The sequence below is a fragment of the Arthrobacter sp. AG258 genome, assembly GCF_004364695.1.
Classification (GTDB): Bacteria; Actinomycetota; Actinomycetes; order Actinomycetales; family Micrococcaceae; genus Arthrobacter.
On record NZ_SOBI01000004.1, the window covers coordinates 204,398 to 217,805 of the forward strand.

The window sequence follows — 13,408 nt, forward strand, 5'->3', positions numbered from 1 at the left end:
TCAGCACACCGCACCAACCACAGGCGCGGCAGCACGGGGATGTTTCCCGGTGCTGCCGCGCTTTCGGTTTAAGGCGGAGGAGTTTAGTAACGTAGCCAAGGTGTCCGTATCCCGCACTGAACGACTCCTCAACCTGTTGATCGCGCTCCTGAATACCCGCTATGGGCTGCGGCGCAGTGAACTGCGGGAGAAGGTCTACCACGACGCCTCCGGCAACGACGTCGCATTTGGACGGATGTTCGAGCGCGACAAAAACGACCTGCGGGCGATGGGCTTCGACGTCGAGACCCTCACGGACACCGGCTGGAGCGAAGACGACCCCGCCACCACGCGCTACCGGATCGGCAAGGAATCCAACAGGCTCCCCGACGTCCAGCTGGCACCAGAAGAATGGACCGTCCTGCTGCTCGCCTCGCAGCTCTGGGAGCGGGCGGCCCTGGGCGCGGCGGCCCAGAGCGCACTTCGCAAAATCCAGGCCTCCGGACAGCTGGCGGACGTTGAACTGCCCGCCGGTGTCCAACCCCGGATCAAGCCCGCCGGACAAGCCTTTGATGACATCGTCACCGCCATGCATGCCCGGCATCCGGTCAGCTTCACCTACCTGGCCGGCAGCACCGGCAAGGAGGAAGAACGGGTGGTGGAACCCTGGGGCCTTGGCAGCCGCTTTGGCCAGTGGTACCTGATGGGGAAGGACCGCATCCGCAACGCGCCCCGGCATTTCCGTCTTTCCCGGTTCACCAGCGCCGTCACGGTACTAAGCAAAGACCAGTACGCCCCGCCCGCGGACTTCAGTATCCGCGCCGCATTGGACCGGCTGCCTGAACTGCCGCTGCGCGCCGCCGTCGTGGACGTCAGGAAGGGGCGCCTCCTCGCCTTGCGGAGCCGTGCCGGAGCCGCCGCAACGCAGGTGCCGGGCGGACCGCCCGCCGACGGCTTTGACCGGCTTGTCCTGGAATACCGGGATCCGGAAGTGCTTGCCGAGGAACTCGCCTCCTACGGGCCGGACGCGCTGGTGGTGGACCCGGAAGACGTCGCCGCTGCCGTGCGCCGCCGGCTTAGGGCCGCCGCCGCCTTCAGCGCCGCACCCATCCCCGCCTACACGTTCGTCGACGTCCACGCCCGGGCCGCCCGCAAGCGGACCTCCGAGGACCAGCTCAAGCGCATGCTCCAACTGGTCCCTTTCCTGGTCCACAACCAGGGCCTGCACATCCAGGATGTCGCAAAGCATTTCGGGATCACCCGCGAGGAACTGGAGGCTGATCTCCAGATCCTCATCTGCTCCGGGCTGCCCGAGGGTTACCCGGATGACCTGCTTGATATCCAATGGGAAGACGGCCACGTCTTCATTTCCCAGGATCTGGACTTGAAGCGTCCCGTCCGATTCACCGTGGAGGAAGCCTGCGCACTGCTGACGGGCCTCGAAACGCTCAACGGCCTGCCCGACCTGCCCGGCGGCGGTGCACTGGAATCGGTCACCCTCAAGCTGCTCGCCGCAGCCGGTGAGGAAGGCCTCCAGGCGGCCTCCATTGCCGGACCCCAGGTGGCACCGGCAGACGCCGACACCCATGCCACCATCCGGCAGGCCATTGAAACCCGCTCCCAGCTGCGGCTAACCTACCTCTCGCCCCAGCGGGACGCGGTCACGATCCGGGATGTCGACCCCCTACGGCTCTATTCGCTGGACAACACCTGGTATTTCGAAGCCTGGTGCCACAGCGTGTCAGGACTTCGGAACTTCCGCCTGGACCGGGTGCAGGAGGTGCACCCCAACGGCGCACCTGCAGGCCGCCACGCCACGCCCGGCGGCGGCGTGCCCGCCAAACTCTTCACTCCCAACGACGACGACACCACTGTGATCATCCAGCTCACCCGGCAGGGGAGGGGCCTGGCGGACGACTATTACGCGGAGCGCACCGCGGAATTGCCCGACGGCGGCCTGGTGGCCGAGATCAGGTTTGGCAGCACTGCGTGGCTGCCCATGTTCGTGGCCCAGCACGGGGGCACGGCCAGGATCCTGGCGCCGGCGGAACTTGCCGCGGCGGCAAGCGAGTGGCTCGCGGCGTCGCTGGCAACCTACGGCGGATAGACTTCCAGCATGCCTTGGTGGTCCTGGATCCTGATATGGATAGCGCTTGTTGCGGTGTCCCTGCTGTTCTATGTCCTGTTGGGCATCCGCCTTTACCGCCAGTTCATGGCTACGGTAAGGGACCTCAGCGAGGCTGCCGCCAGGCTGGGAAGCCTGGGTCCGGCCGGGTTGCCGGAGGAGCCCGCCGCTCCATTAGGTGTCGCGCCGGGTTCGGCCGTTTTTGCCTCGCCCGCTGTCATGAGACATGATTACGAGGCATCCAAATCGGCCAGGCAGGAAGAACGCCGCCGCCGTCGAGTGCAGCGCAAAAAGGACCGGGGCCAGCCGCAGGCGTTCGGAGATCTCGACTTCACATAGAAGTAGGATGTATTTAGAGGAAAGGATTTCCCGTGGGAAGACTCTTTGATGGCCCCTGGCCAATCGTCATTATCATCGTCGTAGCTTTGCTTCTTTTCGCCGCCCCCAAGCTTCCGGCCATGGCCCGCAGCCTGGGCCAGTCAATGCGGATTATCAAATCCGAGGTAAAGGAAATGAAGAACGACGGAAAAGCCGAGCCCGCCGAGCCCTCCGGGCCGGTGGAAGGCACCATCGTGAACCATCCCAAGGCGAAGCCCGGTGAGCCGACAGACGGCACTGACGTTCCGCCGTCGACCCGCGCCTGACCTCCCGTGGCACTGTCGCGGGCCCGTAAAGCCAACCCAGAGGGACGGATGTCCCTCTGGGAGCACCTCAAGGAGCTGAAGAACCGGCTGATCAAGTCGGCCATCGGCGTCGTTATCGGCGGCATTGGGGGCTGGATACTTTACGATCCGCTGTTGAAGGCGCTGGCCGAGCCGGTCAACAGGATCTCCGATGAAACCGGCGGCCTGGCCGCCATCAACTTCGGGACCATCGCCTCACCCTTTGACTTCAAGCTCCAGATGTCGCTCCTCATTGGGGCAGTGATCTCCAGCCCGATCTGGATCTACCAGCTGTGGGCGTTTATCACTCCCGGCCTGACGTCCAAGGAACGCCGCTACACCCTGGGCTACATGGCCGCCGCCATCCCGCTGTTCCTTGCCGGCATTTGGGTTGGGTGGCTGGTGGTTCCCCAGGTGGTGCATGCGCTGACGCAATTCACCCCCGCAGGCTCCTCAAGTGTGATCGATGCACGCACCTACATCGAATTCGTCACGCGCATGGTGCTGATGCTGGGCCTGGCGTTCCTGGTTCCGGTGGTCCTGGTCGGCGTCAACATGGCAGGCCTTGTGTCCGGCCGCACCATCCTCAAAGCGTGGCGCATCACGGTGTTCCTCGTTTTCGTCCTGGCAGCTATCGCCGCCCCGGGCGCGGATGCCATCTCGATGTTCATGCTCGCCGGGCCCCTGCTGGCGCTGTTCTTTGCCGCCATTGGAATCTGCATCATGAATGACAAGCGGCGTGACCGCCGCCAGGCCAAGCAGGTTGCCGAAACCGAGGCCACCGCGGACGTAGCCACCCCGAGCAGTGAACTCAAGAAGCTCTAGCCTGCCGCTAGGCTTGGGATATGTCTTCCAACACCGGGCCGTTCTCCACCGGGCCCACCGATTCAGAAGAACTGTCTCCCGCTGAAAGGTACCGCGCCAGCGCCGAACGCAGGGCTGAAGCCGCCACGTACCTGGGACAGTTTTCCGGAACCCTCGAGTTCGAGCTTGACGACTTCCAGCGGCAGGCCTGCCGTTCGCTGCAGGAAGGCAGGGGAGTCCTGGTGGCGGCCCCCACCGGCGCGGGCAAAACCATCGTTGGCGAGTTTGCCATCTACCTGGCCCTGCAACGGGGCCTGAAGGCGTTCTACACCACGCCCATCAAGGCGCTCAGCAACCAGAAATTCAGCGAGCTCGCCGCGAAGTACGGCGCGGACAACGTGGGGCTCCTTACCGGCGACACCAGCATCAACGGCGACGCGCAGGTGGTGGTGATGACCACCGAGGTCCTCCGGAACATGCTGTATGCCGACTCTGCCACGCTTGGCGACCTTGGCTACGTGGTCATGGACGAAGTGCACTACCTGGCCGACCGGTTCCGCGGGGCGGTCTGGGAAGAAGTCATCATCCATCTGCCCAGCGAGGTCCAGGTAGCTTCGTTGAGCGCCACCGTCTCCAATGCCGAAGAATTCGGGGCGTGGCTGGACACCGTGCGCGGCGACACAGACATCATTGTCTCTGAGCACCGGCCGGTACCGTTGTGGCAGCACGTCATGGTGGGCCGCCGGATCATGGACCTGTTCGCCGGCGAAACCACCTTCGACGAGATCGCCCCGCCCGGTGGGGACGGGATTGATGAGGCGCCCGCGCAGGCCAAACCCCGCGAAGACGGCAAAGGCCGTGGCTTTGACGTCAACCCTGAACTGCTTGATGTGGCACGCCGCGAAATCCAGCAAAGCTTCCGGAGCCGGCAGGGACCGGGAAAGCGCGGCCAGCGCGGCCGGCGCGGCGATGACCGCCCGGTCCGTGGCAGCGAACCCGCAGGGGTGCGCAGGGCCAGCCGCCCCCAGGTGATCGCCAGCCTCGACCGGATGGACCTCCTGCCGGCCATCACCTTCATCTTTTCCCGTGCCGGGTGTGAGGGGGCAGTCGCCCAATGCGTCGCATCCGGCCTGTGGCTCACCACGGAGACTGAACAGCGGATCATCGCGCAGCGGGTAGACGAAGCCGGGCAGGACATCCCACCGGACGACCTTGATGTCCTGGGCTTTTGGACCTGGCGCGACGGACTGCTCAGGGGTTTCGCTGCCCATCACGCCGGAATGCTGCCCACTTTCAAAGAGGTGGTGGAGAAACTCTTTGCCGACGGACTGGTCAAAGCCGTCTTCGCCACGGAGACCCTTGCCCTCGGCGTGAACATGCCCGCGCGTTCGGTGGTGCTGGAGAAGCTGGACAAGTTCAACGGTGAGGCCCACGTGGACATCACCGCGGGCGAATACACCCAGCTCACCGGCCGCGCCGGCCGGCGCGGCATCGACGTCGAAGGCCACGCCGTGGTGCTGTGGCAGCCCGGGACGGACCCGACGGCGGTCGCCGGCCTCGCCTCCCGGCGCACCTACCCGCTGAACTCGAGTTTCCGGCCCACCTACAACATGAGCATCAACCTGCTTGCACAGTTTGGCCGGTCCCGGGCCCGCGAAATCCTCGAATCGTCCTTTGCCCAGTTCCAGGCCGACCGCTCCGTGGTGGGTCTCGCCAGGCAGGTCCGAAGCAGGGAAGAATCCCTTGCCGGTTACGCCAAATCCATGACCTGCCACCTGGGCGACTTCACCGAGTACGCCCGGCTGCGGAGGGAATTGTCGGACGCCGAGAACGCCACGTCCCGGACCAAGTCCCGTGTGCAGAAGTCGCTGAGCGACGACTCGCTGGCCCGGTTGCTGCCCGGAGACGTGGTCAACGTTCCGGGTGGACGCGCGCCAGGACCCGCCGTCGTCCTCAGTTCCGACCACGGCAGCCGCGAACCGCGACCGGCCGTCCTCACGCTGGACAACCAGCTCCGGCGGATCGGCACGGACGACCTTGAGGGTCCCATCGCGCCCGTAACCAGGATCCGGATCCCCAAGTCCTTCAACGCCAAGGTGCCCAAGTCACGCCGGGACCTCGCCTCCTCGGCGCGGAATGCGCTGCGGGAGAACCGCCCACCCGCGCCCGGCCAGAACCGGAACCACGACTTCGGCCGCGGAGCGGCGCTGCCCAACCAGGAAAAGCGCATTGCCGATCTCCGGCGTGCCCTCCGGGCGCACCCCTGCCACGGGTGCAGCGAACGGGAAGACCACGCGCGGTGGTCCGAGCGCTGGTGGAAGCTGCGGCGGGAAACGGATGGCCTGGTCCGGCAGATCCAGGGCCGGACCAACACCATCGCCAAAACCTTCGACCGGGTCTGCGACGTGTTGTCCGCTTACGGCTACCTGGAAGACACGGGAGACGGCCGGCTTGTCATCAGTCCCGACGGGCAGCGGCTGCGCCGGATCTACGGCGAGAAGGACCTGCTCATCTCCCAGTCCCTGCGGCTGGGTGCCTTCGACGACCTTGACGCCACAGAGGTGGCAGCGCTGGCCAGCGTCCTGGTGTACCAGGCCAAGCGGGAGGACCGGGGACTGCGGCCACGGATGCCCAGCGTCTCGCTGGAGACCTCCGTGGACATTGTGGTCAGGGAGTGGTCCGCCCTGGAGGACGTGGAGGAGGAGAACAAGCTTCCGCTGACCGGCGAACCCGAACTTGGACTCGTCTGGCCGCTGTACAAGTGGGCCCGGGGACGGCATCTGCAGGATGTCCTGAGCGGGACGGACCTCGCCGCCGGCGACTTCGTCCGTTGGGTCAAGCAGGTTGTGGACCTGCTTGACCAACTGGCCAAAATTCCCGGCCTTGATCCACGCCTGTCCCGGCTGTGCGTTGAAGCCATCACCCTGATCCGCCGCGGCGTCGTCGCTTACTCGTCTGTTCTCTGATCTTTCCACCCCGCCGGCCGGCGCCGGCCTGTTCACACCCCAGGAGTCCTGCCCACCATGCCCAATCCCGCTGCCACGTCCCGCCCCGCTCCGGTCCTGTACCGCAACGGATCCGTCTACACCGCTGCGGACCCATTCGCGACAGCCATGCTGGTGGATGGCGACACCGTCGCCTGGGTTGGTTCTGAACAGGCGGCTGCGTCCATCGCCGACAGCTCGATGGAGGTCATCGACCTCCGCGGCGCACTGGTGGCACCGGGCTTTGTGGACTCGCACATGCACCTGACGGAAACCGGCATCGCCCTGGACTCCCTGCAACTCGGATCAGCAACGTCTGCCCGGGAGCTCCTGGACGCCGTCGCCGGCGCTAAGGGCGAAGGCACGGTGTTGGGGCACGGCTGGGATGAGACCACATGGGCCGACCCCACGCTGCCCACGGCGGACGAATTGGAGCGGGCGGCCGGAGGCCGGCCGGTCCACCTTTCCAGGGTTGACGTGCACTCGGCGCTCGTCTCACCGTCGCTTGCCCGGTCCGCGGCCCTTCAGGGCCAGGACGGGTTCGACGGCGGAGCCAGGGTCATCCGGGCAGCCCACGCCGCAGCGCGGCTGGCCACACGGAAGCTGCCGGCCGGGGCCCTGAAGCAGCACCAGGCCCGCGCCCTGGCCGAGGCTGCCGCCAACGGGTACGTCGCCCTCGCCGAGATGGGGGCGCCCCACATCGGCGGCCTGGACGATCTCAAGAGCGCCGTCGCATGGAACGCACAGGATGCATCGGCCCGGCCGGTTCCCGAAATCCTGCCGTACTGGGGCGAGGCGGTATCTTCCGAGGAGCAGGCCCGCGCCCTCGTTGCCCAGTTCGGCAGTGGCATCCGCGGGCTCGCCGGGGACCTGAATATTGACGGATCGATTGGCTCCCGGACTGCCGCCCTGCGGGCCGGTTACAGCGACGCCGGCCACGAGCACGGCGCTGCGTACCTTGACGTCGAGCAGGCCGCAGCCCATCTGGCCGCCTGTTCTCTGGCCGGTATCCAAGGCGGTTTCCACGTGATTGGAGACGCCGGGCTGGACGTTGCCCTGGAGGCGCTTGACCGCGCCGCCCAAGCGGTCGGCGCACAGCGGGTGCGTGCCGCCGGCCACCGCTTCGAGCATGTTGAAATGGTGGACGCCGCCGCCGTCGAAAAACTGGCTTCCTATTCGGTGACTGTGAGCGCCCAACCGGCGTTCGACGCAGCCTGGGGTGGACCCGGCGGGCTTTATGAGCGACGACTGGGGGAGCGGAGCCGGTCCATGAATCCGTTCGCCTCGTTCTACTCAGCAGGGGTCCCAGTCTGCTTTGGCAGCGACAGCCCGGTGACCCCGCTGCGTCCTTGGTCCAGTGTCCGCGCGTGCGTGGAGCACCACAACGAGGGCGAAAGAATTTCCGCACGTGCCGCGTTCCTGGGCCACACCCGCGCCGGCTGGAGGGCCGCCCGGCACACCAACCCGATGGCCGGGCAACTCGTCCCCGGAGCCCCGGCAAGTTTCGCCGTATGGGAGGTGGAAGAACTGATGGTCCAGGTGGCTGACGGTCGGGTCCAATCATGGAGCACGGATCCGCGTGCCAGGACCCCGCTGCTGCCGGCGCTGGACACGGGTTCGGATCCCGTGTGCCTCCAAACCGTGAAAGACGGAGCCGAACTGTTTGCCAGCCCGGCCTTGCGTTCCTGAGCCAGGTTTCTACCGCCCTATAATGGGTAGTTGCGCCCACCGCCGGCCAGCCCGGCACCAGGTGCTCCGACCACTTCCACCAGGAAAGGCCCTTCGTGCGCGTCCTTACGATCATTCCCACCTACAACGAACTGGAATCGCTGCCCAAGACGCTCCAGCGCCTGCGGACGGCTGTTCCGGCGTCGGACGTACTGGTGGTCGATGACAACAGCCCCGACGGTACCGGCACCCTGGCCGACGGCTTCGCCGCGGAGGATCCCCAGGTCCACGTCCTGCACCGCAAAGGCAAGGAAGGCCTTGGGGCGGCCTACATCGCAGGTTTCAAGTGGGGACTGGAAGCCGGCTACGACGTCCTCGTCGAAATGGACGCCGACGGCTCGCACCAGCCCGAACAGCTCCCGCAACTCCTTAAAGCCATTGAGCAGGGCGCAGACCTGGCCATGGGCTCGCGCTGGGTCCCCGGCGGCAGCGTGGTCAACTGGCCGCTGTACCGGCAGGCAATCTCCCGTGTGGGCAGCACGTACGCCCGGCTGATGCTCGGCCTCCGGATCAAGGACGTCACCGGCGGCTACCGCGCCTTCCGCCGAAGCACTTTGGAAAAGCTCAACCTGGACCAGGTGGATTCGGTGGGCTACGGCTTCCAGGTGGACCTCGCCTGGCGCGTCGCCAAACTCGGCCTCCGTATCGAAGAACGCCCCATCACCTTCGTCGAACGCGAACTGGGCGCCTCGAAGATGAGCGGCAACATCGTGGTGGAAGCCATGATCAACGTCACCAAGTGGGGACTCGCAGCTCGCTGGAACACGCTCGCCGGCAAAGTGAAAAACACGAACTCGTAGCCCTTACCACGGTTAAAGAAAGGGGGCGTCCCCGCACTGGAAGTGCGGGGACGCCCCCTCGTTTTTGCGTGGCCTAAGCGGAGCGGCGCTCTCCACGGCGTTCGCGCAGAATGGTGAGGCGGTCCTCAAGGATCTGTTCCAGCTCAGGAAGGGACCGGCGTTCCAGCAGCATGTCCCAGTGGGTGCGGACTGCTTTGTCGTTGCTCGTATCCGGCTTTTCGCCGTCTACCAGGAGCGCTTCCTTGCCGGTCTTGGAGACCCATACCGGAGGAATTTCCGCCTCGGAGGAGAACGTGACGAAGACCTGCTCGCCATCCTCGCAACGGTACTCGACCCGCTGGCGCGGAGCCGGCTCAACTCCGGACTCGGTCTCCATGCTCTGCGCACCAAGGCGCATGCCCCGCAGGCTGCGATCGCTCATGATTTCTCCCTCTGGTCGGTTCGCGGATGAAAACTCCGCGACTGCCGGTGGTGACGATGCGCCGCCGGACTCTTGTGTGCACTGTGCTGCATCATTGGATTCAACGCATTGCGAAGCTGTGTTGTTCCAGCTGGTGGTATCCTGCCGGACAAATACACAATTATACGGGCTTCTTGCCGCCGGAACCAAAACAGGGAGGGGCCCGCGGCGCGGGTCCCTCCCTGTTTCAGGGTCTGGTTAGGGCTTGGTCCGCTGGGCCGGAACGTCGTCGAACAGTCCGTTCGCCGCCTGTTCAGGTGCGTTGCCTCCCAAGGCGCTTCCGATTCCCTTCAGGGCCTCACCGACTTCACTGGGGATGATCCACAGCTTGTTTGCCGAGCCTTCGGCCAGTTTCGGCAGCGTCTGGAGGTACTGGTAGGCCAGGAGCTTCTGGTCCGGGTTTCCCTTGTGGATCGCATCGAAGACCTTCTGGATGGCTTGCGACTCGCCGTCTGCCCGGAGGATGGCGGCTTTGGCCTCGCCCTCGGCCTTGAGGATGGCGGCCTGCCGCTGTCCTTCAGCGGTAAGGATGGCGGACTGCTTGGTCCCCTCGGCGGTAAGAATGGCGGCGCGCCGGTCGCGTTCGGCACGCATCTGCTTCTCCATCGAGTCCTGGATGGAGTGGGGCGGATCGATTGCCTTCAGCTCCACCCGGGACACGCGGATGCCCCAGCGGCCCGTCGCCTCATCAAGAACGCCGCGGAGCTGCCCGTTGATCTGGTCACGCGAAGTCAGGGCCTCCTCGAGGTTAAGCCCGCCCACCACATTGCGCAGCGTTGTCGTGGTGAGCTGCTCCACCGCCTGGATGTAGTTGGCGATCTCATAGGTGGCGGCGCGTGGATCGGTGACCTGGAAATAGACCACCGTGTCGATGGACACCACCAGGTTGTCTTCCGTGATCACCGGCTGCGGTGGAAAGGAAACCACCTGTTCGCGCAGGTCCAGCAACGGCAGGAGCCGGTCCACAAAAGGAATCAGGATGGTCAGCCCCGGGTTGAGCGTCCGCTGGTATTTGCCCAGGCGTTCAACGACGCCGGCACGTGCCTGCGGGATGATCCGGACCGACCGGACCAAAACGATGATGACGAACACGATCAGGACCACCAACACAACGGCCAGTGCGGTTCCGCCTGCGTTTTCCATAAAACTCCTTATCCCCCAAATGTCAGGCTGTTTCAGGGCCGGTGGCCGCCGCCGGCGGCACCGAAACCACTGCTGTTGCGCCGTCAATGGCCGAGACGACCACTTTCTGGCCTGCGGGAAGAACTCCCGCCGCGGAGCGTGCGCTCCAAATATCGCCGCCGATTTTCACCAAACCGCCGTCCGAGGTCACGGCCTCCATGACGATTGCGGGTTCGCCGATGAGGCGGTCAACGTTGGTCCGCTGCTCGGACGGGCCCTTCTTCAGGTGCGAGAGTGCCACCGGCCGCACGAACGCGACCATGAGCAGGGATACGATGCAAAAGACCACCACCTGGAGCCAGGGTTCGGCGCCGGCAAAGTCAGCTGCCAGGGCGGCAAGAGCGCCGCCACCGAGCATGATGAAGAACAGGTCAAGGGTGATCATCTCGATCACGGCAAACGCCAGGAACGCCGTGAGCCACAGCGCCCACCAGTTTTCCCCAAGCCACTCGAACATCCTGTTTCCCCCTTCGTCACGGGGGAGCCGCGTCTGCGGACCCGCCTGCAACTGTCTTTTCATCCTAGTCCGGGGACCGGGCAAGAGCGCCGGACGCAGGCGCCGGCCCGGGGATAGTGGCCAAGTCGTTACGCGGCGCCGTGTTTCCTGGGCCGGAACACCATCAGCCTGAACCGTGCGCCGGCCGTCACGGGTTCGGGGCGGCTCTCCAGCCTTTCCGCGATGTGCCCGGGATCCAGGTGGTGTCCCGCCGGTCCCATGAAGGCAAGGTCCGCGGCGGCCGCGCGGGTCAACGTGAGGGCTATGTCGACGTCGGAGGAGCTGTCCAGGTCGAAATAGCCGGCCATGCCCTCCGCCAGGCGGTCATCCTTCCCCTCTTCGATGCCGAGCATCCCGGTGACCGCGGCAAGTTCCGCGAGGTGGCCGGGCCGGGGAGTCACCACCACCAGCGCCCCGGCAGGGCGCAGTACCCGGGCGAATTCGGCCGGGTTCCGCGGGGCAAACACCACCGTGACAGCGTCCACCGAGCCGGTGGCCACCGGAAGGGGCTGCCAGATGTCGCAGACCATGTTGATGGCTTCCGGGTTGAGCCGCGCGGCGCGGCGCAGCGCAAACTTGGATATATCCAGGCCGATGGCCGCCACGTGCCGCCCGCCAGCGTCCGCGGCGTCGAGGATCTCGCGGAGGTAATGGCCGGTTCCGGTTCCGGAATCCAGCACCGCGGCACCTGTTTCCGAGAGATAAGGGACGACGGCGGAAGCTACGGCGCGTGCCAGCGGCAGGTAATGGCCGTTCCCCAGGAAATTGACGCGGGACTGCACCATGGCGGCGCTGTCCGCCTCAAACGACGTTCCCTTGCCAACCAGCAGGTTGAAGTAGCCTTGCCGGGCGGCATCAAAGTGGTGACCGGCAGCGCAAGCCAGCCGGGGTTGCGTCCCGGCGCCGGGTCCGAGGAGTACCAACGGATTCGAGCAGACGGGGCACAGGAGGGGGAGGTCCGCGGATGGCATGGACACCAGTTTATGGTGGCCTGCCCGTCCTGCTGCCCGTTGCTGGGCAGATGGTGGCCCGCCCGAGGTCAGCCGAGGGATATTCCCGCGGGGCCGGCGTCGAACCCCAACCCGGTGCTTGCCCTGCCGATGCCCGGTTCCGCCCAGTGGGCCGCATATTCCGCATTGCTGCTGAGGGAACGGAGCTGGGCGCGGTCGATATAGAGGATGCCGTTGAGGTGGTCCGTCTCGTGCTGGACGATGCGGGCCTGCCAGCCGGAAAACACGCGCTGCTCCGCCGCGCCGTCGGGCGTCAGGTAGTCCAGCAGCACGGTGTCCGGCCGCGACACCACGGCCTGCAGCCCGTTGAGGGAAAGGCATCCCTCGTAGAACGCTGCCTGCCCGGACCCTTGCGGGGTGTAGCGGGGGTTGAGGATTGCCAGGAATTCCAGCGGGCTCCGGTGCCGCAGCGCTGCGGCGTCGGGGTCGACGTCGTACAGGTCTTCCAGGACCGCGAGTTGCAACGGGATGCCAAGCTGGGGCGCGGCCAGGCCGACACCGGGGGCTTCGTGCATGACCTGGCGCATGACCTCGATGAGGCGGCCAAGCTGCTCCGCCGAAAGTTGGCCGTGGAACTCTGCGGCCTGCTGGCGCAATGCGGGGTGGCCGGCCTGGACGATCGGCGGCAGGGAACCGGTCGACAGGATCCGCTCCACGGCCTCACGGATTTCGTCGGGTCCGGCAGTCGTCGGGGCAGCACTCTGGATCATGATGACAGCCTACTGGGGGACGTCCTGCGGAAACCTCGGCTAGGGTCGATTGCATGGTTGATGAGTTGGCGCACGGCTCGCCGCTGGCGCGTGTCCTGGAGTTTATCCGTGTCCTCGAAGCGGGCGGTGGCGCCGCTGAAATCCGCCCGTTCCTCTCGGACGGATTTGTCCTCACGGAAGCGCCGCACCTGCTGGCACCGGAGGGATCCACCCGGACGCTGGAGGGCGTGCTTTCCGGTGCTGACCAGAGCCGCCAGGTAGTGGAGGACCAGGAGTTCGTTGTCCGTCGGACGACATGCGAGGGCGGCCGCGTGGCCGTGGAAGCCGATTGGTCGGCCACCCTGCTGATGGATCTGCGGTACTGGGATCGCGGCGAGACCATCCGGGCCAGGACGTCCTCCGTCTTTGAGGTGAAAGACGGCCTTATTGTGAGCCAGGACAGCTACGACTGCTATTTCCGCTAGGCAC

13 protein-coding genes are annotated in these 13,408 nt (G+C 65.9%); 8 read left to right on the top strand and 5 right to left on the bottom strand.

Annotation, left to right across the window (positions count from 1 at the left end; genetic code table 11):
• The first annotated feature begins 100 nt into the window (after positions 1-100).
• The 7 genes from DFO47_RS10160 to DFO47_RS10190 all read left to right on the top strand — a co-directional run bounded on the left by DFO47_RS10160 (position 101) and on the right by DFO47_RS10190 (position 9,082).
• Entirely contained in the window at positions 101-2,086 is a 1,986-nt protein-coding gene (locus DFO47_RS10160; protein ID WP_133831560.1) for a WYL domain-containing protein, read from the top strand.
• Positions 2,087-2,095: 9 nt separating this feature from the next.
• The gene (locus tag DFO47_RS10165) at positions 2,096-2,443 is read left to right on the top strand and encodes a hypothetical protein (protein WP_018761350.1); all 348 of its coding nucleotides are present in this window, start codon (positions 2,096-2,098) and stop codon (positions 2,441-2,443) included.
• Between the two features lie 32 nt (positions 2,444-2,475).
• A complete protein-coding gene (tatA, locus tag DFO47_RS10170) occupies positions 2,476-2,748 on the top strand; it encodes a Sec-independent protein translocase subunit TatA (protein ID WP_018761351.1) in 273 nt (90 codons plus the stop codon).
• A 48-nt stretch (positions 2,749-2,796) separates the two neighbouring features.
• The gene (gene tatC, locus DFO47_RS10175; RefSeq protein ID WP_018761352.1) at positions 2,797-3,591 is read left to right on the top strand and encodes a twin-arginine translocase subunit TatC; all 795 of its coding nucleotides are present in this window, start codon (positions 2,797-2,799) and stop codon (positions 3,589-3,591) included.
• A gap of 20 nt (positions 3,592-3,611) precedes the next feature.
• On the top strand, positions 3,612-6,536 hold the full coding sequence (locus tag DFO47_RS10180) for a DEAD/DEAH box helicase (protein WP_133831561.1): 2,925 nt from the start codon (positions 3,612-3,614) through the stop codon (positions 6,534-6,536).
• Positions 6,537-6,593: 57 nt separating this feature from the next.
• Positions 6,594-8,243: an amidohydrolase family protein gene (locus DFO47_RS10185; RefSeq protein ID WP_133831562.1), complete on the top strand. Its 1,650-nt coding sequence runs from the start codon at positions 6,594-6,596 to the stop codon at positions 8,241-8,243.
• A gap of 95 nt (positions 8,244-8,338) precedes the next feature.
• On the top strand, positions 8,339-9,082 hold the full coding sequence (locus tag DFO47_RS10190) for a polyprenol monophosphomannose synthase (protein WP_133831563.1): 744 nt from the start codon (positions 8,339-8,341) through the stop codon (positions 9,080-9,082).
• 73 nt (positions 9,083-9,155) lie between these two features.
• Here the strand turns inward: DFO47_RS10190 and DFO47_RS10195 are convergent, their stop codons facing one another.
• The 5 genes from DFO47_RS10195 to DFO47_RS10215 form a co-directional block, all read right to left on the bottom strand.
• Positions 9,156-9,503 carry an RNA polymerase-binding protein RbpA gene (locus tag DFO47_RS10195; protein ID WP_018761356.1) on the bottom strand — a complete coding sequence of 116 codons (348 nt, stop codon included), beginning with the start codon at positions 9,501-9,503 and terminating at the stop codon, positions 9,156-9,158.
• Between the two features lie 237 nt (positions 9,504-9,740).
• Complete coding sequence (locus DFO47_RS10200; RefSeq protein WP_133831564.1) at positions 9,741-10,685, bottom strand: SPFH domain-containing protein; 945 nt, start codon at positions 10,683-10,685, stop codon at positions 9,741-9,743.
• Between the two features lie 22 nt (positions 10,686-10,707).
• Complete coding sequence (locus DFO47_RS10205) at positions 10,708-11,181, bottom strand: NfeD family protein (RefSeq protein WP_018761358.1); 474 nt, start codon at positions 11,179-11,181, stop codon at positions 10,708-10,710.
• Between the two features lie 128 nt (positions 11,182-11,309).
• Positions 11,310-12,191: a putative RNA methyltransferase gene (locus tag DFO47_RS10210; protein ID WP_018761359.1), complete on the bottom strand. Its 882-nt coding sequence runs from the start codon at positions 12,189-12,191 to the stop codon at positions 11,310-11,312.
• Positions 12,192-12,259: 68 nt separating this feature from the next.
• The gene (locus DFO47_RS10215) at positions 12,260-12,940 is read right to left on the bottom strand and encodes a peptide deformylase (RefSeq protein WP_133831565.1); all 681 of its coding nucleotides are present in this window, start codon (positions 12,938-12,940) and stop codon (positions 12,260-12,262) included.
• A 53-nt stretch (positions 12,941-12,993) separates the two neighbouring features.
• Here DFO47_RS10215 and DFO47_RS10220 point away from each other — a divergent pair, with 53 nt between their 5' ends.
• Positions 12,994-13,404 (top strand): nuclear transport factor 2 family protein, encoded by a 411-nt coding sequence (locus DFO47_RS10220; RefSeq protein ID WP_018761361.1) that lies wholly within the window; start codon positions 12,994-12,996, stop codon positions 13,402-13,404.
• Positions 13,405-13,408 lie beyond the last annotated feature (4 nt).